18 protein-coding genes are annotated in these 19,191 nt (G+C 69.4%); 11 read left to right on the forward strand and 7 right to left on the reverse strand.

Annotation, left to right across the window (positions count from 1 at the left end):
• The first annotated feature begins 130 nt into the window (after positions 1-130).
• Together ACLF3G_RS21075 and ACLF3G_RS21080 are read left to right on the forward strand one after the other, a co-directional pair.
• Positions 131-838 (forward strand): RraA family protein, encoded by a 708-nt coding sequence (locus ACLF3G_RS21075; protein ID WP_430671377.1) that lies wholly within the window; start codon positions 131-133, stop codon positions 836-838.
• Positions 838-1,191, forward strand: coding sequence for a hypothetical protein (locus ACLF3G_RS21080; RefSeq protein WP_430671378.1), 354 nt, complete (start codon positions 838-840; stop codon positions 1,189-1,191). The genes ACLF3G_RS21075 and ACLF3G_RS21080 overlap by 1 nt, the downstream gene beginning before the upstream one ends.
• 3 nt (positions 1,192-1,194) lie before the next feature.
• On the opposite strand, the gene ACLF3G_RS21085 is transcribed toward ACLF3G_RS21080, so the two are convergent.
• The 4 genes from ACLF3G_RS21085 to ACLF3G_RS21100 form a co-directional block, all read right to left on the reverse strand.
• Positions 1,195-2,184: a hypothetical protein gene (locus ACLF3G_RS21085; RefSeq protein WP_430671379.1), complete on the reverse strand. Its 990-nt coding sequence runs from the start codon at positions 2,182-2,184 to the stop codon at positions 1,195-1,197.
• A gap of 76 nt (positions 2,185-2,260) precedes the next feature.
• The gene (locus ACLF3G_RS21090; RefSeq protein WP_430671380.1) at positions 2,261-2,590 is read right to left on the reverse strand and encodes a hypothetical protein; all 330 of its coding nucleotides are present in this window, start codon (positions 2,588-2,590) and stop codon (positions 2,261-2,263) included.
• 78 nt (positions 2,591-2,668) lie between these two features.
• Positions 2,669-4,240 (reverse strand): ABC transporter substrate-binding protein, encoded by a 1,572-nt coding sequence (locus ACLF3G_RS21095; protein WP_430671381.1) that lies wholly within the window; start codon positions 4,238-4,240, stop codon positions 2,669-2,671.
• Positions 4,237-4,929 (reverse strand): phosphoribosyltransferase, encoded by a 693-nt coding sequence (locus tag ACLF3G_RS21100; RefSeq protein WP_430671382.1) that lies wholly within the window; start codon positions 4,927-4,929, stop codon positions 4,237-4,239. Before ACLF3G_RS21100 ends, ACLF3G_RS21095 begins: the two co-directional genes overlap by 4 nt.
• 81 nt (positions 4,930-5,010) lie before the next feature.
• Between ACLF3G_RS21100 and ACLF3G_RS21105 the strand changes: the two genes are divergently transcribed.
• From ACLF3G_RS21105 to ACLF3G_RS21115, 3 genes are read left to right on the forward strand one after another with little or no spacing between them, the layout of a single operon-like run.
• A complete protein-coding gene (locus ACLF3G_RS21105; protein ID WP_430671383.1) occupies positions 5,011-5,589 on the forward strand; it encodes a DinB family protein in 579 nt (192 codons plus the stop codon).
• A gap of 2 nt (positions 5,590-5,591) precedes the next feature.
• Positions 5,592-6,764 (forward strand): amidohydrolase, encoded by a 1,173-nt coding sequence (locus ACLF3G_RS21110; RefSeq protein ID WP_430671384.1) that lies wholly within the window; start codon positions 5,592-5,594, stop codon positions 6,762-6,764.
• Complete coding sequence (locus tag ACLF3G_RS21115) at positions 6,761-7,690, forward strand: nucleoside hydrolase (RefSeq protein WP_430671385.1); 930 nt, start codon at positions 6,761-6,763, stop codon at positions 7,688-7,690. The genes ACLF3G_RS21110 and ACLF3G_RS21115 overlap by 4 nt, the downstream gene beginning before the upstream one ends.
• Before the next feature lie 19 nt (positions 7,691-7,709).
• Here the strand turns inward: ACLF3G_RS21115 and ACLF3G_RS21120 are convergent, their stop codons facing one another.
• The 3 genes from ACLF3G_RS21120 to ACLF3G_RS21130 form a co-directional block, all read right to left on the reverse strand.
• Complete coding sequence (locus ACLF3G_RS21120; protein ID WP_430671386.1) at positions 7,710-10,631, reverse strand: ATP-binding protein; 2,922 nt, start codon at positions 10,629-10,631, stop codon at positions 7,710-7,712.
• Complete coding sequence (locus ACLF3G_RS21125; RefSeq protein ID WP_430671387.1) at positions 10,632-11,651, reverse strand: TRAP transporter substrate-binding protein; 1,020 nt, start codon at positions 11,649-11,651, stop codon at positions 10,632-10,634.
• Positions 11,652-11,872: 221 nt separating this feature from the next.
• Entirely contained in the window at positions 11,873-12,190 is a 318-nt protein-coding gene (locus ACLF3G_RS21130) for a hypothetical protein (protein WP_430671388.1), read from the reverse strand.
• Positions 12,191-12,341: 151 nt separating this feature from the next.
• Between ACLF3G_RS21130 and ACLF3G_RS21135 the strand changes: the two genes are divergently transcribed.
• From ACLF3G_RS21135 to ACLF3G_RS21160, 6 genes are all read left to right on the forward strand, one after another.
• A complete protein-coding gene (locus ACLF3G_RS21135) occupies positions 12,342-13,085 on the forward strand; it encodes a glycerophosphodiester phosphodiesterase family protein (RefSeq protein ID WP_430671389.1) in 744 nt (247 codons plus the stop codon).
• A gap of 77 nt (positions 13,086-13,162) precedes the next feature.
• Positions 13,163-13,972, forward strand: coding sequence for an ABC transporter ATP-binding protein (locus tag ACLF3G_RS21140; protein ID WP_430671390.1), 810 nt, complete (start codon positions 13,163-13,165; stop codon positions 13,970-13,972).
• Between the two features lie 24 nt (positions 13,973-13,996).
• Complete coding sequence (locus tag ACLF3G_RS21145) at positions 13,997-15,907, forward strand: AMP-binding protein (protein WP_430671391.1); 1,911 nt, start codon at positions 13,997-13,999, stop codon at positions 15,905-15,907.
• A 9-nt stretch (positions 15,908-15,916) separates the two neighbouring features.
• A complete protein-coding gene (locus ACLF3G_RS21150; protein WP_430671392.1) occupies positions 15,917-16,810 on the forward strand; it encodes a branched-chain amino acid ABC transporter permease in 894 nt (297 codons plus the stop codon).
• Position 16,811: 1 nt separating this feature from the next.
• Complete coding sequence (locus tag ACLF3G_RS21155) at positions 16,812-17,879, forward strand: branched-chain amino acid ABC transporter permease (RefSeq protein ID WP_430671393.1); 1,068 nt, start codon at positions 16,812-16,814, stop codon at positions 17,877-17,879.
• Between the two features lie 20 nt (positions 17,880-17,899).
• Complete coding sequence (locus tag ACLF3G_RS21160; RefSeq protein WP_430671394.1) at positions 17,900-19,180, forward strand: ABC transporter substrate-binding protein; 1,281 nt, start codon at positions 17,900-17,902, stop codon at positions 19,178-19,180.
• Positions 19,181-19,191 lie beyond the last annotated feature (11 nt).

The following is a 19,191-nucleotide window of genomic DNA, read 5'->3' on the forward strand; positions in this document are numbered from 1 at the left end:
ACCTGGGCGTGAGGCTACAGGCGGCGCGAGGTGGCAACAAGCTTGGCTGGTTCGGGGAGGACCGTTTGACGAGCCGGGGCGCAGGTTCGATCCTGCGGCCGGCACACTGCCGGGAAAGGGAAACGCGACCATGGCCGAGCATCCGTTCACGCTGGAAGACCTCGAGACGCTCCGGCAATGGGATACGCCCACTATCTGCAATGCGCTGGAGACCGTGGTTCCGAGCCGTCGCGGCCATGGCTTTACGGTGCGGCCGCTGGTCGCCGCCGACCGCAAGCTGCCGCCGATCTGTGGGTTGGCGCGCACCGGCACCATCCGCGCCGCGGCACCCTCCGGCCGTCCGGCCGAACAGGACCGCGCGGTGCGGCTCGGCTGGTACGAGTATGTCGAGCGTGCCTCCCTGCCGACCATCGTGGTGCTGCAGGACCTGGACGACACGCCGGGCGTGGGCGCCTTCTGGGGCGAGGTGCATTCCGCGGTGCACAAGGCGCTCGGCGCGCAGGGCGGCGTCACCAACGGCTCGATCCGTGACCTGGATATGCTGGCGCCGGGTTTCCAGCTGCTGGCGGGGGTGGTGAATCCCTCCCACGCCTACGTCCACATGGTGGCCTACGGGCAGGAAGTGGCCGTGCATGGGATGCATGTGAAGCATGAGGACGTGATCCACGCGGACTTCCACGGCGCCGTGGTGATCCCGCATGAGGCCGTGCGGCTGATCCCGGCCGCGATCGAATTGGGCGCGCGACGGGAGAAGGTGATCCTGGACCTGTGCAAGGACCCGGACTTCAGCGCGGCGAAGCTGGCCGAGGCGATCGGCCGGGCCAGCGAAATCCACTGATGCGGTCGGCTCTGGCCCTGGCGCTGCTGCCGGGGCTGGCGCTCGCGCAGGAGGTGGCCTGGGAAACGCGGGTGGTGGAATGGGCGCCGGCGCTGCGCGCCTGCCTCGCGGACCGGCCCGGCGCCATGGTGGTGGCGGCGTGGGAGGAAGCCGGGGGCGTGGTCGCGCGCCTGCTGCTGCCGGATGCCACGCGGCAGGATTGCGCCGGCACCGCCCTACGGCCTGCTGGTGCGGCGCGGGCTGATGAAGGCCTGCGCGCCTTCATGCTGGAACGGCGCTGCGTCGACGCCTGGCGGGTGGTGGACCCGGACGGGCGAGAACTCGGCTGGCTCGCCTATCCCGGCTGCGGCTGAGGCTTACTCCGGCACATCCATGGCCTCCGCCAGTTGCGGGCCGCCGGTACGGATGGTGTCGCCCAGGGTCTGCACCGCCTTCGCCAGCACCGTGCCACCGACCTGGCGCAGCAGGTAGACGCCGAGGATATGCGTCTTCGCCGCCGGCGTGATCTTCGCATCCTGGTCGAGCCGCGCGATCTGCTCGCCGAGCTCGCGCTGCTCCTCAACGCTCAGCCCTTCGACCAGGCCGAGGCAGAAGGCGGGCAGGGTGGCCTTGGCCTTCTCGAAGTCGATGTCCTGCATGCATTCGGCCACGGTATCCGCCCTGTCGGTCGCCTGGCTGCGGTTCACCAGCCGGTCGGACCCTTCCAGGAAGGTCTTCAGCATGGTGGAGGGGCCGATGCCGACATCCGCATCGCCGATCCGGGCGGTGAACAGCGAGCTACGGAAAAAGGCGATGGCGCCGAAGGCGGCCAGCAGCGTCTCGACCAGCAGCTTGTTCGGGTTGGCGGCGTCGATCACCTGGAACTGTTGCACCAGCGCCAGCGCGATGATGCCGGAGGCGACGTTGATGCAGATATAGGCCGCGGAGGGCCGCATCCCGAGCAGGCGGGACGGATCGTCGCGGTAGCGCGCGATCAGCTCCCCGAAGCCGACCGCGCCGGCGAAGAAGGCGACGGAGCCGTATTGCGCCAGCACATGCCTGTCCCAGGCGATGCCCGCGCCTGGCGCCGCCCGCAGCCACAGCACGAACAGGATCAGGCCCAGGCCGAGCGCCCCGGCACTGCCCAGCGTGACCGCCGCGCTGCGCGAGGCCTGATGCCTGGTGCGCGCGGCCTGCCGCGCCGGATCGCCCGCGAGCACGAAGACGAAGGCCCCGGCGACCAGCGCGACCAGTCCGATCAGCACCAGGTCCCGCACCGTCCCGGCGGCGGCGAGGCCGCCGACCAGCGGCACCAGCGGCACGGCCAGGACGAGGATGACGAGTGCGATGCGGGCCCGATCGGGCATGCGGCAGGCGCCTCCGGTGCTGCGGCGGAACGACGCGCCGAGCGTAGCGCCGTGCCAGAACGTCCCGCAACCGGCTTTAGCTGGCCGGGACGGCGGCCTGCCGGCCCATCTCTGTCAGGGAGAATTGGCCGCGGTTGTTGCGAACCAACCCGTTGGTCTCCGCCGTCTTCAGGACCGGGATCACTTGGCCCAGCCCCACCCCGAGCGTGCGCGCCAGGTCGACGATCGAGATCTCGGCGCCCGGTTCGCCGGGCAGCACCTGGAGGACCGTCTCCAGTTCCAAGGTGGGTGCCGGTTCAACGGCACTGGCCGGGCGCGGCGCGCCCTTGATGAGGGGCCCACGTGGCGCCGCGCTGCTGGAGTTCAGCGTGTCAAGGAAGGTTCCGAAATAGTCCGTCTTCCGCACCTGATCCTCCCTTCGCTTCACCTCATCGATGTCGCCACGAGACTATGGTGGCCGCGCGCTGCCCGATCAAGCGGATCGCTACTGCGCCGCACGCCCGGCGCTGAAGGCCAGCGTCATCTCATCAGTCCGCGCCGCATAGGTGAAGCCGCGCCGCATCGCCCAGGTGTTTACCTGGAAGTACAGCGGCACCAGCGCCGTGTGATCCACCAGCGCCATCCGCGTCGCCTGCTGCGTCAGGGCGCGGCGCTGGTCGTCGTCGATGGTGGTGCGGGCGCGCTGGATGATGGCGTCGATCTCCCGGTTGGAGAACCTGCCGCGATTGGCGCTGCCGAGGCCGAGCGTCGTGTCCCAGGTGTGGATCTGCGTCTCCAGCATGCCGAGCAGTTCCGGGTTGGGCGAGAAGCCGGCGAGGTTGGCGGAGTAGCGCAGCTGCGCCGCCTCGCTGAGCCACATTGATCGCGTCTTGGTCTCGACGGTGGTGGTGATACCGAGCCGGGTCCACATCTGCGCGATGGCCTGCACCACCTGCTCGTCGTTGGTGTAGCGGTCGTTCGGGCCGTTGAGCTGGATGGCGAAGCCGTTGGGCAGGCCGGCCTCGGCCAGTAGGCGGCGCGCCTGGTCGAGGTCGAAGGGCGGCGGCGTCATGTCCGGGGAGGTGCCGAAATAGCCCGGTGGGCCGAGGTCGCCGGCGGCCAGGGCCTGGCCCTGCATGATGCGGGAGACGATGGCGTCCCGGTTGATGGCCAGCGACAGGGCGCGGCGCACGCGGGCATCCCGCAGCGGGTTGTCGATGCGGCCGCCATCCTTGGCGCGGACGAAGGGGCTATCGATGCGGTCGCTGTCCAGCGTCAGGAAGATCAGCCGGTTGGAAGGGCTGTCGGCGACGCTGAAGCGGGCGGGCTCCCCGCGGAACCGGGCGAAGTGGTCGGGCGGGACGATCTCGATGAGGTCCACGTCGCCGGCCTGCAATGCCGCGACGCGGGCGCCGGCATTGGCGATGGGGCGGAATTCGGCGCGGGCGAAGGCGGGGGCGGCGCCATGGAAGGCAGGATTGCGCTCCATCACCACCGGGCTGCCGGGCTGCCAGGAGACGTGGCGGAAGGGGCCGGTGCCGATCATGGCGCGGCCGGCATTGTAGTCCGCCGTGGTGGCGCCCTCGCCGTGCTTCTTCGAGACGATCATCACCAGCGCCAGGAAGTTCGGCAGCAGCGGCGTGGGCTGCGCGGTGTGCAGACGCAGCGTGGTCGCATCCACGGCTTCCACCCGCGTGATAGGGCGCGTGGCGTAGCGGAACGAGGAAGGCGAGTTCGGTACGTCGCCGGCGCGGGACAGGGTGAAGGCGACATCCTCCGCCGTCACTGGCTGGCCGTCATGGAAGCGCGCCGCGGGGTCGAGCCTCACCTCCCAGACCAGCGGCTCGATCGCACGGAGCGACGTGGCGATGGCGGGGCGCAGGTCCTGCTTCGCGTCCTGTTCCATCAGCGGCTGGAAGACATGGCGGGCGAAGGCGATGTTGGTGATCAGGCTGGCGAAATGCGGATCGAGGCTGGTCGGCCCGGCCTCCACGCCGATGCGGATGTTGTCCTGTGCCAAAGCGGGCGCTGCGAAGAGCGCCGAGGCCAGAAGGGCGGCGCGGAGGGAGCGGATCATGCGGCGTGGTCCTTGGGGAGGAGCGGGCAGAGGCGATGCGGGGCGGTGCCGGCTTCCGGCCGCCAGCCCCCGGGGCAGGGGTGGAAGATCGGCGTGGCGAAGGCGGCACGCACCGGTACGGCACCGGGCCAGCCGGGCATCCAGCGATCGCCCTGCGCCATCGCGACCAGCAGCGCCACCGGCGTGACTCCGGCGGCGGCGAGCAGGGCCAGCCCGGCCTGGGCGGAGGTGCCGGTGGAGATGACGTCGTCTACGAGTAGCACGCGGCGCCCCGCCAGCCGGTCCAGCAGCCGCGGGTCAAGCCACAGGCGGCGCTCGGCCGGGCTGGTGATGGAGTGGACGGATACGGAGAGCCGGTTCTCGTACCAGCGCTTGCGCGACCACCCCGGCGCGACCCAGTTCAAATGGCCGAGCGCTTCGGCGACCAGCGGCGCGAAGACCTGGCCGAGCGAGGGGAGGCCCACCACCACATCGGCGGCGAAGGGGCGCGCGGCCTCCGTCATCCAGCCGGCCAGGCGCCGTACCACGGGGAAGCTGGCCTGGTTGGCGATCAGGCCCGCTACGGCAAACTCAGACAGATCGCGCAGCGGCAGGTCCAGCACGCTGCCATCCGGCATGGCAGCGGGAAAATGCTCGCGGTAGGGCGGCGGTGAGCCACCGGGCGCGCCAAATTGCTGCCAGAACCGCATCAGCCATCCGCTTTATCGAGAGGCACCAGCGTGCCACGCTCGGCGGCGTATCCGCAACCTGCGCAAAGGGGACAGGTCCGCATGAAGCCCAGCCTGAGCCTGACCTTCCGCGCCCAGGCCTACAACAATGCCTGGGCCAATCACCGCTTGCTCTCGGCGTGCGCGAAGCTGGATGCGGCGGAACTGGCGGCGCCGCGGACCGGCTTCTTCCCGAGCCTGATCGCGACGCTGAACCACATCCTGATCATCGACTGGTTCTACGTCGATGCGCTGGAAGGTGGCTGGCTCGGGCCGAAGGCCTTCGCGGACCCCGTGCCCTGTCCGAAGCTGGCGGATCTGCGCACGGCGCAGGCGACGGTGGACCGGCGACTGATTTCGCATTGCGAGGCGCTGGACGACGATGCGCTGGCCACCGAGGTGCGCGTGAACCGCGACACGCGGGTGCAGGTCGAACGGCGTGACCGGCTGCTGCTGCACCTGTTCCAGCACCAGATCCACCACCGCGGCCAGGCGCATGCCATGCTGTCCGGCACCGGCGTGACGCCGCCGCAACTGGATGAATTCTACGCCGCCGAGGAAGCGCCCCTGCGCGCCGCCGAGTTTGCCGAACTCGGCTTCACCGAGGCCCGAATCTGGAACGGAATCTGGAGCCGAAGCTGATCATGCCGCGCCCTGACGACTTCGCCGACGCCATCCCGGCCATGACCATGTGGCGCCAGGATTTCCACCGCCATCCCGAACTCGGTTTCGAGGAGGTGCGCACCTCCGCGCGTGTCGCGGAACTGCTGCGCGGCTGGGGGATCGAGGTGACGGAGGGTATCGCCCGCACCGGCCTCGTCGGCACCCTGCGTGGCGCGCGCGCGGGCAACCGCTGCGTCGGGCTGCGCGCGGACATGGACGCGCTGGCGATGACGGAGTCCACGGGCCTGCCCTACGCCAGCACCACGCCCGGCCGGATGCATGCCTGCGGGCATGACGGCCACACCGCGATGCTGCTCGGCGCCGCGCAATGGCTTGCGGCGCACCGCGAGCGCTTCGCCGGCACCGTCCATCTGGTGTTCCAGCCGGCCGAGGAATCGCTCGGCGGCGCGCGGGCGATGGCGGAGGACGGGCTGTTCGAGCGCTTCCCGATGGAGGCGATCTACGGCCTGCACAACCTGCCCGGCCTGCCCATGGGAACTATCGCCGTTCCGAAGGGCGCCGTACTGGCCAGCAGCGACACCTGGGAGGTGACGTTCCGCGGCATCGGCACACATGGCGCCAAGCCGCATCTCGGCCGCGACGCGACCCTGGCGGCGGCCCAGTTCATCACCGCCATCCAGGCGATCGCGGCGCGGGAGGTCGATCCGCTCGGCACCGCCGTGGTCAGCGTCGGCCACATGGCGGCGGGCGACCCGGCGGCGCCGAACGTGATCCCGGCCAGCGTCTTCCTGCGCGGCACCGCCCGCGCGCTGGAGGAGACGGTGCGGACGCATCTTGAGACCCGCCTGGCCGAGATCGCCCACGCCATCGCAGCGCTGCACCGGCTGGACGCCGCGCCGCGCTACATCCGCCGCCTCGCCCCCACGGTGAACCACGCGGCGCAGGCGGCCGTGATGGTCGCCGCCGCCACCGGCACGGCCGACGCCGTGCGCGACGACCACCCGCCGATCACCGCCGGCGAGGATTTTTCCGAATTCCTGGCGCGGCGGCCCGGTGCCTATGCCTGGCTCGGAACCGGCGACCCGGCGCATCCGGAGGGCTGGCACCACAACCCGTATTTCGACTTCCCGGACGCCGCCCTGGCGCATGGCGCCGCCTTCTGGTGCAGCCTGGTGGAGGCGGAACTCGGATGACGCCGCGCCCGACCATCATCGACTGCGATCCGGGAACGGACGACGCCATCGCGCTGTGGCTGGCGCTGGCCTCGCCGGAGCTGGATGTGCGGCTGGTGACGGTGGCCGGCGGCAATGTCGGCCTGGACCGCACCACCGCCAATGCCCGCGCCATCGTGGCGCTCGCCGGGCGCGACATCCCGGTGGTGGCCGGGGCCGAGCGATCCCTGATGGCGTCGTTTCGGGCAGAAACCGCGGTGCACGGCGATGATGGGCTGGGCGGGGTGCGGCTGCCGGAAGGCCCGCCGCTGGCACCGGGCATCGCGGCGGATGCGATCCGCAATCTGCTGCGCGTGGCACCCGCGAAGTCCTTCACCGTGGTCGGCCTGGGGCCGGTGACGAACCTTGCGCTGGCCCTCGCCACCGAACCGGCGCTGGTCGACCGCGTCGCCGAGATCGCGCTGATGTCGGGCGCCTGGTCGGAGGGCAACATCACCCCCGCCGCCGAGTTCAACGCCTGGAACGACCCCGAGGCGCTGGCCATGCTGCTCGGCCTCGGCTGCCGCCTGTCCATGGCCACGCTGGACCTGACAGCGCAGGCCTTCGTGACGCCGCAGGTGATCGAGGATCTGGCGCGGCACCAGGGCGGGGCCTGCTGGCAGGCGGCGCTGGCCATCCTGCGGGCGTTGCCACCGTCCCGCCGCATGGGCCACAGGGGCTTCCCGCTGCACGATCCCTGCACCATCGCCTGGCTGGTGGCGCCAAAGCTGTTCGGCGTGCGCGATGCTTATGCGGAGGTCGATTGCGGACCCGGCCCGGGGCGTGGGCGCACGGTGATCGATCGCTGGGACCGCCTGCGGCAGGTGCCGAACCTGCTGCTGCAGGAGACCTTGGACGCAGCCGGCTTCTTCAGGTTGCTGGCCGAGAGGATTGCCCGGCTGCCGTAGGCCCCGGCTGCCTCAGGTCTCAGTCCGCCACGCCCTGCGCCAACCTGACGGATCGCGGCTTCGCCTCCTCGCCCTGCGCCGGGCGTTCCGGCGGCGCCTCGATCAGCGGCAGGGTCGCCGCCGCGGTCTCAAGCACCAGTCGCAGGCCCGCCGTGCTCGGGTCATCGCCGTGCAGGTCCTTCTGCAGCGCTTCCGTCACAGCGCCCAGGCGCCGGGCGCCAAGGGTGCGGGCGGCGCCGAGCATGCGGTGCGAGGCGTGACGCAGGCGCGGGATGTCGCGGGTGATGCCCGGCGAGGACAGGGTTTCATAGCCGAAGCGGATCTCGGAGACGAATTCGCTGACCACCACGTCGGCGGTCGGGCCCAGGTCGGCCGTCAGGTTGCGCAGCACCGCCTCATCCAGCAGCGGCTGCTGCACCCCGGCGCCGGGGGTCGCGGCGGCGCCCGGCATCGCATCACCGGCCGCGAGGCGGGCGACGGCGGCAATCAGCGATTCGCGGTCGATCGGCTTGGCCAGGTGCCCGTCCATCCCGGCGGCGTGGCAGGCGGCAACCTGTTCCGGCAGGGCGGAGGCGGTGACGGCCAGAACCGGCACGCGGCGCCGGGCGGTGTCGAGCGCCCGGATGCGGCGGGTCGCCTCCAGGCCATCCATCACCGGCATCTGCACGTCCATCAGCACCACGTCGTAGGCCTCGCGCTCCACCGCGGCCAGCGCCTCCGCGCCATCGGCCGCGCTGTCGACGCGATGGCCGGCGCCGACCAGCATGGCGCGGGCGACCATGCGATTCGCCGCCACATCGTCCGCCACCAGGATGCGGAGGCTGCGGCCCGGATTGGCCAAGGCAGGCTCGGCCGTGGGGGCGGCGGCGATGGCGGCGGCGGCCGGCAGCGGCACCTCCTCCAGCGGCAATTCCACCCAGAAGCGCGCCCCCCGGCCAGTCTCGCTGTCGCAGCCGATCCGTCCGCCCATCGCGGCCGCGAGGCGCGCCGAGATGGCGAGGCCGAGGCCGGTGCCGGTGCCCTCCTGCGCATTGGCCGGCAGCAGTTGGGAAAAATCCTCGAACAGCAGGTGGCGCTTTTCCGGCGGTACGCCCGGGCCGGTATCCTGCACCTCGATCCGCAGGCCGGGCCGGCCTTCGCCGAGCGGCGTCGCGCGCAGGTCGACCTTGCCGCCGGGCGGCGTGAACTTCACTGCGTTCGACAGCAGGTTCAGCAGCATCTGCCGCACCCGCAGTTCATCCGCGGCCACCGCAGGCGGCGTGCCGGGCGCGATGTCGAGCTTCAGGGTCAGCCCCTTGCGATCGACCTCCGGGGCCAGGAGCCCGGCACAGCCTTCCAGCAGCGGCCGCACGGCCACGTCGCGCAGGTGCAGGTCGAGCTTGCCGGCCTCGATCTTGGACAGGTCGAGCAGGCTGTTCACCAGCTCCAGCAGGTGCTTGCCGGCCTCGTGCAGCGTGCGCACCTGGTCGCGCTGTTCCTCCGTCAGCGCCGGGTCGCGCAGCAGCACCTGGGCAAAGCCGAGCACGCCGTTCAGCGGTGTGCGCAACTCATGCGACATGCGCGCCAGGAACTGGCTCTTCGCCTCGCCGGCGGCGCGGGCGTTGTCGCGGGCGGTGGCGAGATCCTCCATCGCGCGCTTCAGCGGCGTGATGTCGGTGCGGATGCCGACTGTGCCGCCATCCGGCGTGCTGCGCTCCGTGATCAGGACCCAGCGGCCATCCGGCAGCAGGCGCTCGATCGGCGGGTTGTTGGCGTGGCGCCATTGGTCCATCTCGGCGACGAAGGCCTCGATATCGCCCACCGCCTGCGGATACTGCCCGCGCCGCGCGCCTTCGCGCATGATGTCGCGGAACGCCGCCCCGGCTTTGATGAAGGGGGCGGAGATCGCGTAGAATTCCTTGTAGCGCTGGTTGCAGGCGATCAGCCGGTCGTCCGGCCCGAACATGACGAAGCCGTCGGACATGCTCTCCAGCGCATTCTCCAGCGTGGAGCGCCAGCGCGCCCGTTCCGACTCCACCTTTTCCCGCTGCCGCAGGCCGAGCAGCAGCGCCGCGGCCAGCGCCAGCACCAGGGCGGCGAAGGCGCCGGATACGAACAGCGCGCGTTCCCGATCCGTGCTCCAGCCACTCAGCGCCGCGTCGATCTCGATCGTGGTGACGATCGAGAGCGAGGGATACAGCGTTGGTCGCACCGAGATCAGCACCGGCTCGTCGTTGAAGCGGCTGCGGGCTTCCCGCACCCCTGCCAGGGCGGAGGCCGGCTGCGCCAGACGGCGGCCGATACGGGTCTCGTCATGCGGCAGGGCGGCAAGCAGCGTGCCGTCCTCCCGCTCCAGCGTCGTGCGCAGGCCCGGCGCGCTGCCGCCGACGCCGAGCAGGCTGCCGACCATGGGCACGGGCACCTCGGCCACGGCAGTGACCATGCCGAGCACCGGCATCAGCACCGGGCGGGCGAAGAACAGCGCCCATTCGCCGGTCGCCGGGTTCTGCACCGGGCCGCCGATCATGACGCTGCCGGCATTCGGCGTGGCGTCGGTGAACGCCGGCCCGAGCGGCAGCGGCAACGGGCGGCGGCGCGACACGGCCAGCGAAGTCGCGATGGGCATGCCATCGGCCCGCACCAGCAGCACGTCGCGGAAGGTGAAGTTCTGGTTGTTCAACTCCCGCATCACGCGGCCGGCGGCATTGGCATCGAAGCGGCCGTCGCGGGCATAGGGCGCCAGAATGGATGGCAGGCCGGCCAGCATGGCATCGACCTGGACGAAGCTGCGGTTGATCGAGGACTCGACAGCGCGTCCCACCCGCTCCGCAGTATCGGCGGCGTTGCCCAGCGCCGCCCTGCGGGAACGTTCGAGCAGCATCGCCGTGGCCACGACCTGCGCCAGCAGCAGCAGGATCACGGCGGCGAGGACGGCGAGCCGCAGCCGACGGGCGTTCTGCATCTATTCGGGCCGAGCTCGGATGCCGAGCACCGGCGCCAGGTGCTCGTTCCAGGCATCGACGCAGTCCAGGCCGCAGCGGTTGACCCAGCGTGGCAGCACAACCTCGGTTAGAAGCTGGCGGCGGCGCTCGTCATCCGCCTGGCTGACCGGCACCACCGTCATGCTGCCGCGGCGCCCGGCGGTGCAGGAGGGCAGGCCGGCGTTGCAGGCCAGGCCCTCGCCGGTCTCGCGATCCGCCGCCGCCCAGATCTGCAGTTCCAGATCGCTGACACCCTGGCGAATGATGGATTGGATGTCGGCCGGCACGGCGGCCCAGGCGGTGCCGCTGGCGCCGAAGATGGAGATGCCCCAGGCCAGCGCCATGGAATGCACATGCGTCGTGACCTCGTGCAGCCCGACCGCATTGCCGGACAGGGTGCCGGTGATGGCGCATTCCACCACGCCGCCCCGGATCGCCTGCACCACCTCCGCGAAGGGGATCACCACCGGCGTGGCGCCAAGCGCCTGGACCATCTCCGACTGGCCGACCGAGGAGGTGCGGATTCGGCGGCCGGACAGGTCCGACAGGCCCGAAAAGGGACGGGTGCAGAACACCACCTGGGCGGGGTAGGTGTAGATGCCCAGCAGCTCGATCTGGTAGCGTTCCCTCAGCACCTGTTCGACATGCGGGCGGAAGGCGGTCACGGTCTGCCGCAGGCTTGCCATATCCGGTGCCAGCGCTGGGAGGTCGACCGCGTTGAACTCCGGCTCCTCGGTCGAGACCACGGCCAGCAGCGCGGTGCCGAACGGCACGACGCCGAGGCGCATCAACTGCAGCATTTCCTGGCCGCGGATTCCGCTGCGATCAAATGGCGCGATTTCCGCCTGGACCCGGCCATCCGTCAGTTCCCCGATGCGGGACCGCCAGAACGGCTCCTCGTACCGGACATACTGGCTGACATTGGCAAGGCCGCCGACGATCTTCAGCCGGATCGGCGCCGGATCCTGCGCCCGCCCGGTTGCGGAGCCGGCCAGGAGCATGGCCAGAGCGACAAGCAGTAGGCGAAGGCGGCGACCTGCTGTCGGCATGCGGGGACTCCCTGGCTCAAGCCTGGCCATTTCCCCGGCATCCTCCGGGGTCATACTGGAGCCTTATAGCAAGCCCGTTAACGATTGCAGCAACCATAACGCGAGTGCGCCTACAGGAAATCGCGTTTATTTCGCTCGCGCAAGGCCAGCCAGCGCTTCGAGCTGCACGCGCCTCACGGCAGGACTTCGCGCAGCCACCCCTCGGCTTCGGCCGGCAGGCCGGACCAGGCGGCCTTCGGGCCGACACTGGAGACCAGAAGGAACCCCGATTCAGGATATCCGCGCCGTGCCAGGGCGCGCTGGAAGTGGCTCAGCATGTAGTCTGGCGACAGGTCCGTGGACACCAGGATGGCATCGCTGCCGAGCGCCCAATGCGCATCCGCAATCTCCCAGACCGCATCGCGGACCGCCAGGCGCATGCCATCCATCGCCGCATCCGCTGGCGTGTCCGAAGCCCCTTCGGGCCGGTGGATGACGATCGACAGGGTCATTGCAACCTCCGCCCACGAAGCCATGGGGCTTCCGCCCCGCCGCATCCTCTATGCGCCGAGCGGCCATCGCATGCAATCCGATGCAAGTTTGTGGTGCAGCAGACCGGGACGGGGCTGGTGCGGCGCGCGTCGGGCGGCGATGCTGGCCTTCATGCAGAACCCGACCCTGATCGCCGCCCATCGCGGCGGCCTTTTCCTGTGGCCCGAGAACAGCGCCACCGCCTTCCGCAACAGCGCGCAACTGGCGCTGGAACAAGCGGAATGCGACGTTCACCTGACCGCCGATGGCGAGGTCGTGGTGATGCACGACGCCACGCTGAACCGGATGACGGACGCGAGCGGCCCGGTTGCCGCGCTGACGGCGGCGCAGTTCGGCACGCTGCGGGTGCGCGGCGCGGCCGGGGAGGCGCCGCCGACGCTCGCACACTATCTTGCGATCCTGGCCGGCAGCCCGGTGGCACCGCGCATCGAGATCAAGGCGGATACGGCCGGGCGGCCCTATCCCGGCATTGTCAGGAAGACGCTGGCCGGTCTGGATGCGGCCGGGCAGCGCCGCCGCGCCTGGATCATCGGCTTCCACGCCGGCACGATGGCGGAGGCGCAGGCCGCCGGTGGGCTCGCGGGCGTCGCCTGGCTGCTGGAGACCGCGACCCTGCGCGACCTGGGCCTTCCGGGCCTTGTCGCCACCGCCCGGGCCTACGGCTTCCCCGAGGTCGGCATGCATGAGAGCGTCATCAATGCCGAGCTGGTCGCCGGGTTGCGTGCTGCGGGGATCGGCATCGGCGCCTGGGGCGGCAATCATGCGCCGAGCATCCGCCGGATGCTGGACCTCGGCGTGGACATCTTCGCCACGGACGACCCGCCTCTGGCCATCCGGATGCGCCAGGGCGGCTGAAACGGGCCGTTGCGGCCGGCCCGGAAGCCCGCCTAAGCTCCCGCCAACGAAAACGGCGTTCCGGGGAGCGCGTCCATTTGAGTGATGATTCGCCGATCCTGGCGGTGGATGGCGTCAGCCTGCGGTTCGGCGGGGTACGGGCGCTGACCGACGTATCCTTCGCCGTGCGGCCGGGCGAGATCTTCTCCATCATCGGGCCGAATGGCGCCGGCAAGACCTCCATGGTCAATTGCGTATCCGGCCGCTACCGCCCAACGGAAGGGCGGATCGCTTTCGATGGGGCGGACATCACCCGGCTCGGGCCAAACCGCCGCGCTGGGCTCGGCATCGGACGCACCTTCCAGAACCTGGCGCTGTTCGGGCACATGAGCGTGCTGGACAACATCATGGTCGGCCGCCACCACCTGCTGAAGGCGGGTTTTCTGCGCGGCATGCTGTACTGGGTTGGCGGTGCGCAGAAGGAGGAACTGGCGCATCGGCGCGAGGTCGAGGAGATCATCGACTTCCTGGAAATTCAGGCGGTGCGCAAGGCGATGGCCGGCACGCTGCCCTATGGCCTCCGCAAGCGGGTGGAGCTGGCGCGCGCCGTGGCGCTGAAGCCGAAGCTGATCCTGCTGGATGAACCGATGGCGGGCATGAACCTTGAGGAGAAGGAGGACATGGCCCGCTTCATCACCGACCTGAACGCCGAATGGGGCATGACCGTCCTGATGATCGAGCACGACATGGGCGTGGTGATGGACATTTCCCACCGGGTCATGGTGCTCGATTTCGGCCGCAAGATCGCCGAAGGCCTGCCGGAGGAGGTGATGGCCCATCCGGAAGTGCGCCGCGCCTATCTCGGCGAGGACCTGCCCGAGCCGGCGGCGGAGTCGGTGACGGCATGAGTGCACGCGCATGAGGGCACGCTCATGAAGGCACCGGCGCTGGATACGCTGCCGAAGCTGCTGGCGCGCAACGCGGCGGAGCATGGCGCGGAGGTGGCGCTGCGGGAGAAGCAGTTCGGCATCTGGCGGTCCTTCACCTGGGCCGAATACCAGGCACGTACCGCGGCGATGGCGCTTGGGCTGCAAGCGCTCGGCATCGGCGCCGGCGACGTGGTCGGGCTGATCGGCGACAATCGGCCTGACTGGGTGATGGGCGAGATCGCCGCGCATGCGGTGGGCGCGCGCAGCCTCGGCCTGTACCGCGACGCGCTCGATGAGGAAGTGGCCTACCTGCTGAACCATGCCGGCGCGAAGCTGGTCTTCGCCGAGGATGAGGAGCAGGTCGACAAGCTGCTGAACGTCTTCGACAGCGTGCCCACGCTGCGGCATGTGATCTACGCCGACCCGCGCGGGATGCGGAAGCATGCCGACGCACGGCTGATGTCGCTGGAGGCGCTGCTGGAGGCCGGGCGTGCGGCGGAGGCGGCGGCACCTGGTGCCTATGACGCGCTGGTGGCGGCGACGGATGGCGAGGCCATCGCCGTGCTGTGCACGACATCCGGCACCACGGCGCGGCCGAAGTTGGCGATGCTGACGGCGGGCGCGCTGATCCGGCATTGCCGCGCCTATTTGAAGGCGGACCCCAAGGGGCCGCAGGATGAATATGTCTCCGTCCTGCCGCTGCCCTGGATCATGGAACAGATCTACGTGCTCGGGTGGGGGCTGATCGCCCGGATGAAGGTGAACTTCGTCGAGGAGCCGGAGACGATGATGGCCGATTTCCGCGAGATCGGGCCGAGCTTCGTGCTGTTCGCGCCGCGGGTGTGGGAACAGTTGGCGGCGGAGGTCCGCGCGCGGGTGATGGATGCCTCGCCGCTGAAGCGCCGCATGTTCGACCTGGGGCTGAAGCTGGCCGGCGGCAAACGTTCGGCGGCGGCGGATGCGCTGTTGTTCCGGGCATTGCGGGACCGGCTGGGATTTTCAAACCTGACCTCCGCCGCGACGGGTGGTGCGGCGCTGGGGCCGGAGACATTCCGGTTCTTCCAGGCGATGGGCGTACCGATGCGGCAACTGTATGGCCAGACGGAGCTGCTCGGCGCCTACACGCTGCACCGTGCCGGGCAGGTGGATTTCGACACCGTGGGCGTGCCCTTCGACGAGAGCATCGAGATCCGCGTCGACAAGCCCGATGCGAATGGTGTCGGCGAGATCGTCACGCGGCATCCCAACATGTTCTCCGGCTATCTGGGGGCCGAGGACCCGGCGGATGTGCGGGACGGCTGGCTGCACACCGGGGATGCCGGGTATTTCGACAAAGCCGGGCAGCTTGTGGTGATCGACCGCATTAAGGATATCGCCGAGACGAAGGGCGGCGACCGGTTCAGCCCGCAATACATCGAGAACAAGCTGAAATTCTCGCCCTATGTGGCGGAAGCGGTGGTGCTGGGCGCCGGGCAGTCGCACCTGGCGGCGATGATCTGCATCCGCTTTCCCATTGTCTCCAAATGGGCGGAGCGCAACCGCATTGCCTTCACCACCTATTCCGACCTGGCGGGTCGTCCGCAGGTGCTGGACCTGCTGCGGGAGGAAGTGCGCCGCGTGAACGAGACGCTGCCACCGGCGCAGCGGCTGCGCGACTTCGTGCTGCTGTACAAGGAACTCGACGCGGATGACGAGGAACTGACGCGGACGCGCAAGGTTCGGCGCGGCGTCATCGCGCGCAAGTACGGCGACATCATCGCCGCGATCTATGGCGGCGCGGACAGCATTCCGGTGGATACCACAATCGCCTTCCAAGACGGCACGACGCAGCGAATCCGCACGACGCTGGCTGTGGTGCGGCCCGAACCAGCCTCGGCCGCGGCGCGGCCGGAACCTACCACCGCCGCGGCCTAGGAGAAGCTGATGGACTGGGCGCTGCTGCTGCAACTGACGTTGAACGGACTGATCGTGGGCGCGCTGTATGGCGTGGTCGCGATGAGCTTCGTGCTGATCTATAAGGCCTCCCAGGTGGTGAACTTCGCGCAGGGCGAGTTCCTGCTGGTCGGCGCCTGGGTCTGCTGGTGGTTCCTGACCGAGTGGCAACTGCCCTTCTACGCCGGCTTCCTGTTTACCCTTGTCTTCATGATGCTGTTCGGCCTGGTCTTGCAGGTTGTCGTGCTGCGGCCGCTGATCGGTGAGCCGGTGATCAGCGTCATCATGGCGACCATCGGCCTCGGCATCTTCTTCCAGGCGCTGATGAAGTGGATCTTCGGCGTCTTCGCCAAGCCGTTTCCGCCAATCTTCGCGATGGAACAGGTGCGGGTGATGGGGCTGGAGGTGCAGACCGTCTATCTCGCAAGCCTTGGCGTATCCCTGCTGATCATGGCGGGTTTCGGCTGGTTCTTCAAAGCGTCCAAGCATGGTCTCGCGATGCGGGCCACGGCCTTCGACCAGCAGGTGGCGCAGTCGCTCGGCGTGTCCGTACCCAAGGTTTTCGCCATGTCCTGGGCGATCTCGGCGGTGGTGTCGGCGGTGGCGGGCGTGGTGGTGGGTGTGGTGAACGGCGTCTCGAGCGCGCTGTCCTTCTACGGAATCAAGGTGTTTCCGGCGGTAATCCTGGGCGGGCTGGATTCCGTCCTGGGCGCCGTTCTCGGCGGCGTCATCGTGGGGCTGCTGGAGAACTGGGCGCACTACATCGACAGCCAATGGCTGAACTGGGGCAATATGTTCCAGATCGCGCCCTTCTACGCGCTGGTGCTGATCCTGCTGATCAAGCCCTACGGGCTGTTCGGCACCAAGAACATCGAGCGCGTCTGAGATGACAGCGCTCACCCCTTGCGGCGACTGGCGCGCCAGCTATCGCGCCGATACCACCATCTTCCCAACGCGCAACAGTCGCATCGCCGTGATCCTGGGCATCGCCATCCTGTGCCTGGCGCCGCTGGTATTCGGGCGCTACGAGCTTTCGCTGCTGATCAACATCGGCTTCCTCGGCATCGCCGCGCTGGGCTTGAACATCCTGGTGGGCTTTACCGGGCAGATCAGCATCGGCCACGCCGCCTTCTTCGGGCTCGGCGCCTTCATCTCGGCTTATCTGCACGAGCGCTACCACGTGCCGGTGATGTTGTGCATTCCGCTGGCCGGCATCCTCACCGCCCTGGTGGGGCTGGTGTTCGGCGCGCCGGCGGCGCGGCTCAAGGGCCTGTACCTGGCTATCGCGACGCTGGCCGCGCAGTTCATTTTGGAGGATTTTTTCGCCCGCGCGCAGTGGTTCACCGGCGGCGTGGCAGGGCGGATGACGGAGAGCCCGGTGCTGTTCGGCTTCGCCTTCGACCGCGACGAAACCTATTTCTACCTCACGCTGTTCTACGTCATCATCATGTTCCTGGGCGCGGCGAACCTGATGCGATCGCGCGACGGACGCGCGCTGGTGGCGGTGCGGGACCACTATCTGTCCGCGGAGATGATGGGCATCAACCTGGCCTACTACCGCACGCTGAGCTTCGGCATCGCGTCGTTGTATGCCGGCATCGGTGGCGCGCTGTACGCGCACTACCTGCTGTTCGTCAGCGTCGAGGCCTTCAATATCCTGTTCTCCATCCAGTTCCTGGGCATGGTCATCATTGGCGGTCTGGGCTCCGTCATGGGCAGCCTGATGGGCGCGGCCTTCATGGTGATGCTGCCGGAAGTCACGCAATGGGGCGCGGATGCGCTGGCGGGCGGTGCGATCGATCGCGCACTGCGCCTCGGCGCCAGCATATCCTTCCTGCGGGAGATGGTGGTAGGTGCCGCCATCATCCTGTTCCTGATCTTCGAGCCCGATGGGCTCGCAAGGCGGTGGCGCCTGATCAAGGCGTATTGGAAACTCTACCCGTATTCGCATTAGCTCTGGGGAGGAACGACAAGATGAAGATGCAGGCCCTGGCCTTCGGTGTGGCGATGGCGGCTTCGCTGCCGCTGGCGGCGCAGCCCATTCCCGTCGGCCATCTGATGGACAATTCGGGCGCGACCAGCGATGTCGGCCAACCTTATGGGCAGGGCGTGGCGGATGCGCTGGCCTGGGTGAACCGCAGCCGCAACGGCGTGGCCGGCCGGCAACTCAACGTCTCCGGCTTCGACTACGGCTACGCCGCGCCGCGTGCCGTCAGCCAGTATCAGGCCTGGACCGGCCGCAACCGCGTCGTCGCCATCCAGGGCTGGGGCACGGCGGATACCGAGGCGCTGGTGCGCTTCGTGACGCGCGACCGCATCCCCTATATCAGCGCCTCCTACTCCGCCGCGCTGACTGATGCCGCCGGGCGCAGCGGCCGGCAGGGCGTGGAGGCGGCGCCTTACAACTTCTTCTACGGGCCAAGCTATTCGGACGGGCTGCGTGCCATGTTGCAATGGGCGGCGCAGGACTGGAAGGATCGTGGCCAGCAGGGCCGGCCGAAATACGTCCACATGGGCGCCAACCACCCCTACCCCAATTCGCCCAAGGCGGCCGGCGAGGCGCTGGCCGCGGAGCTTGGCTTCGACGTGCTGCCGGCGATCCAGTTCGCGCTGACGCCTGGCGATTACACCGCGCAATGCCTTGGCCTGCGCAATGGCGGCGCGAATTACGCCTATCTCGGCAACACGGCGGGCTCCAACATCTCCGTCCTGCGCGCCTGCCAGACGGCCGGCGTGCAGGTGCAGTTCCTCGGCAACGTCTGGGGGATGGATGAGAACGCGATGAAGGCGGCGGGCGCGGCGGCGAATGGCGTGGTGTTCCCGGTGCGCACCGGCGCGGTCTGGGGTGGCGAAGCGCCCGGCATGGCGCAGGTGCGGGAAATCAGCCGGGTTTCGGATACGGCCGGCACGGCCTATCGCCCGGTCCACTACATCTCCGGCATCTGCTCCGCCATGCTGATGGTCGAGGCGATGGAGACGGCGGGGCAGGGCGGCGAGATCACCGGGGAGCGCATCCGCGATGGCTTCTATGCGCGCCAGAACTGGGTGCCGCGCGGCTTCGAGGGTGTCTGCAACCCCTCCACCTTCACGCGGGAGGATCATCGCGGCACGCTGCGCGTTGCGCTGTACCGCGCCAATGTCAGCGGCGACACCTCCCAGGGCAGCGTCACCGACCTGATGCGGGCGGGCACGATGAAGATCGAGAACATCGCGACGATCGAGCTGGATCGCCGCGCCGACTGGCTGGGCTGGTGAGCCTTTCCGGC

The organism is Falsiroseomonas sp. HC035 (assembly GCF_050563525.1).
Lineage (GTDB): Bacteria > Pseudomonadota > Alphaproteobacteria > Acetobacterales > Acetobacteraceae > Falsiroseomonas.

What these genes read in the sequence shown, in the direction of transcription:
- ACLF3G_RS21075 (WP_430671377.1), top strand. Translation starts at nt 131, where the DNA reads ATGGCCGAGCATCCGTTCACGCTGGAAGACCTCGAGACGCTCCGGCAA.
- ACLF3G_RS21080 (WP_430671378.1), top strand. Translation starts at nt 838, where the DNA reads ATGCGGTCGGCTCTGGCCCTGGCGCTGCTGCCGGGGCTGGCGCTCGCG.
- ACLF3G_RS21085 (WP_430671379.1), bottom strand. Translation starts at nt 2,184, where the DNA reads ATGCCCGATCGGGCCCGCATCGCACTCGTCATCCTCGTCCTGGCCGTG.
- ACLF3G_RS21095 (WP_430671381.1), bottom strand. Translation starts at nt 4,240, where the DNA reads ATGATCCGCTCCCTCCGCGCCGCCCTTCTGGCCTCGGCGCTCTTCGCA.
- ACLF3G_RS21100 (WP_430671382.1), bottom strand. Translation starts at nt 4,929, where the DNA reads ATGCGGTTCTGGCAGCAATTTGGCGCGCCCGGTGGCTCACCGCCGCCC.
- ACLF3G_RS21105 (WP_430671383.1), top strand. Translation starts at nt 5,011, where the DNA reads ATGAAGCCCAGCCTGAGCCTGACCTTCCGCGCCCAGGCCTACAACAAT.
- ACLF3G_RS21110 (WP_430671384.1), top strand. Translation starts at nt 5,592, where the DNA reads ATGCCGCGCCCTGACGACTTCGCCGACGCCATCCCGGCCATGACCATG.
- ACLF3G_RS21115 (WP_430671385.1), top strand. Translation starts at nt 6,761, where the DNA reads ATGACGCCGCGCCCGACCATCATCGACTGCGATCCGGGAACGGACGAC.
- ACLF3G_RS21120 (WP_430671386.1), bottom strand. Translation starts at nt 10,631, where the DNA reads ATGCAGAACGCCCGTCGGCTGCGGCTCGCCGTCCTCGCCGCCGTGATC.
- ACLF3G_RS21125 (WP_430671387.1), bottom strand. Translation starts at nt 11,651, where the DNA reads ATGCTCCTGGCCGGCTCCGCAACCGGGCGGGCGCAGGATCCGGCGCCG.
- ACLF3G_RS21130 (WP_430671388.1), bottom strand. Translation starts at nt 12,190, where the DNA reads ATGACCCTGTCGATCGTCATCCACCGGCCCGAAGGGGCTTCGGACACG.
- ACLF3G_RS21135 (WP_430671389.1), top strand. Translation starts at nt 12,342, where the DNA reads ATGCAGAACCCGACCCTGATCGCCGCCCATCGCGGCGGCCTTTTCCTG.
- ACLF3G_RS21145 (WP_430671391.1), top strand. Translation starts at nt 13,997, where the DNA reads ATGAAGGCACCGGCGCTGGATACGCTGCCGAAGCTGCTGGCGCGCAAC.
- ACLF3G_RS21150 (WP_430671392.1), top strand. Translation starts at nt 15,917, where the DNA reads ATGGACTGGGCGCTGCTGCTGCAACTGACGTTGAACGGACTGATCGTG.
- ACLF3G_RS21155 (WP_430671393.1), top strand. Translation starts at nt 16,812, where the DNA reads ATGACAGCGCTCACCCCTTGCGGCGACTGGCGCGCCAGCTATCGCGCC.
- ACLF3G_RS21160 (WP_430671394.1), top strand. Translation starts at nt 17,900, where the DNA reads ATGAAGATGCAGGCCCTGGCCTTCGGTGTGGCGATGGCGGCTTCGCTG.